Below are 2,138 nucleotides of genomic sequence, written 5' to 3'. Positions count from 1 at the left end.
ACGACATTAATGACGCCGGGATCCTGCCAAAAGGGCGAGGAATGGACTTGCGAGATGCGATGGAGCTTATCTACATGGTTCGAATCCGTCACCAAGCCTTGGATATTGAAAATGGCGATGAGCCGGATAACAACATCGAGCCAGAAAACATGTCCGATTTCGAACGTCGTAATCTAAAAGCGGCATTCCAAATTCTAAGCAATGCGCAGAACTTCATTACGTTCCGCTACCAAAGAAGCAGTAAATGATGTGGTTGGCAAAAAGTAAGGCGAGTACACCGCTGCTCGATACTTCGCAAACGCCGGAGTGGTCAGTATTGTTTGAGCAGTTGGCAGAGCAAGCGCAAGATCAACGGTTGAAGCGATACTATTCGACTCCTATGGTGAATGGGGATACGCCATTAAAAGAGGTGCCGTTTGTCTCGGTAGATTTTGAAACGACGGGCTTAAATGCAGAAGACGATGCCATTCTTACCATTGGTCTTGTGCCGTTTACGATTGACCGAGTGCAGTGCAGTGGTTCAGCGCATTGGATTGTAAATCCGAACCGAGAGCTTAATGAGGAGTCTGTCGTTATTCATGGCATTACGGATTCTGAAGTGAAAAACGCGCCCCAATTAAGGCAAATACTAGGTGATATTTTGGATGCACTCGCTGGCAAGGTGGTGCTGGTGCACTACAAGAATATCGAGCGGCAGTTTTTTTATAATGCGCTTTTAAACACCATTGGCGAAGGGATTCAATTTCCCGTCGTTGATACATTGGATATCGAGTACGCACTTCAACGCCGAGAATGTTCAGGCATTTGGAATAAGTTAAAAGGTAAGAAGCCAGGGTCAGTGAGGTTGGGGCATGCTCGGGAACGATATGGTCTGCCTGCTTATCAACCGCATCACGCATTAACGGATGCATTGGCGACGGCAGAGTTGTTTCAAGCTCAGTTGCAATATCACTTTAACCGAGACATGCCAATTTCTGCTATTTGGCAATAAAAGTTATTTACCTTAAACACAAAAACATCAAATGATCGATGGAGGTGTTTCCTTTTAAGATGCTAATGAGAGCAACTACTTTAAGAAAATACATATACTTAAACTTGTGCTTGGTGATGTGAACTAATCATCACTCAAACTCCTACAAAGTATTTAAATTTGGTCACGTATTGTTAAGGAGAGTATTCGTGAGCACCGACAATAATGGTGGGATTAAACGTCCCGATGGAAAGGTAAACGCGATAGATACTGACTATCAGATTGGTCAGGATAACGTTGCGTTAAAAGTCGGCCCATTCGGCTTAGACATTCACAACCGAGTTTTCGCAATTTCTGGGATGGCTATCGTCCTCTTTGTTGTGGCAACGCTAACTTTTCGCCAACAAGTTGAACCATTTTTCGCTGGCTTACGTGCTTGGCTAGTATCCAATCTTGACTGGTTCTTTCTTGCTTCTGGCAACGTATTTGTCATTGTCTGCTTGGTCTTGATTGTGACACCGCTTGGCCGAGTTCGAATTGGTGGTACTGAAGCGACACCAGATTACTCTTATGCAGGCTGGCTAGCGATGTTGTTCGCAGCCGGTATGGGCATCGGATTAGTGTTTTTTGGTGTGTCTGAGCCAATGTCGCACTTCAGCTCTGCACTTGGCGGCGTGAACATTGAAAATGGTGTGCGCACCGACTGGGCTCCACTTGGTGGTGCAGTTGGTGATACAGATGCTGCATCTGCACTTGGTATGGCTGCGACCATTTACCACTGGGCACTTCACCCTTGGTCGATTTATGCGTTGTTGGCCCTTGGCTTAGCGATTTTTTCGTTCAACAAAGGGTTGCCACTGACCATGCGTTCCATCTTCTACCCGCTGTTTGGCGAACGAGTTTGGGGCTGGGTAGGGCACATTATCGACATTCTTGCAGTTGTTGCGACGGTATTTGGTCTGGCGACATCGCTCGGCTATGGCGCTTCACAAGCAGCAACAGGTTTGAACTTCTTGTTTGGTGTGCCAATGACCGACACAACTCAAGTCGTGTTGATTGTTGTGATCACGGCATTGGCGCTGATCTCGGTGGTTGCAGGCCTTGATAGTGGGGTAAAACGTCTGTCTGAAATCAACATGATTCTGGCGGCGATGTTGCTGTTCTTTGT

General features: G+C 46.5%; 3 protein-coding genes. All 3 read left to right on the top strand.

The genetic code is table 11. The features are described 5' to 3' along the window. A partial coding sequence (locus tag R7P67_RS23265; protein WP_318086123.1) for a putative nucleotidyltransferase substrate binding domain-containing protein occupies positions 1-248 on the top strand: 248 nt, incomplete at its 5' end. Continuing rightward, entirely contained in the window at positions 245-991 is a 747-nt protein-coding gene (locus R7P67_RS23260) for a 3'-5' exonuclease (protein ID WP_318086122.1), read from the top strand. The genes R7P67_RS23265 and R7P67_RS23260, both read left to right, overlap by 4 nt. Positions 992-1,179: 188 nt before the next feature. Next, positions 1,180-2,138 (top strand): BCCT family transporter (locus tag R7P67_RS23255; RefSeq protein WP_318086121.1); only part of this gene is annotated, 959 nt, incomplete at its 3' end.

It is taken from the genome of Vibrio sp. Vb0937 (genome assembly GCF_033338855.1).
The sequence above is the reverse complement of the archived record's forward strand: the minus strand, read 5'-3'. Positions and strand labels throughout refer to the sequence as shown.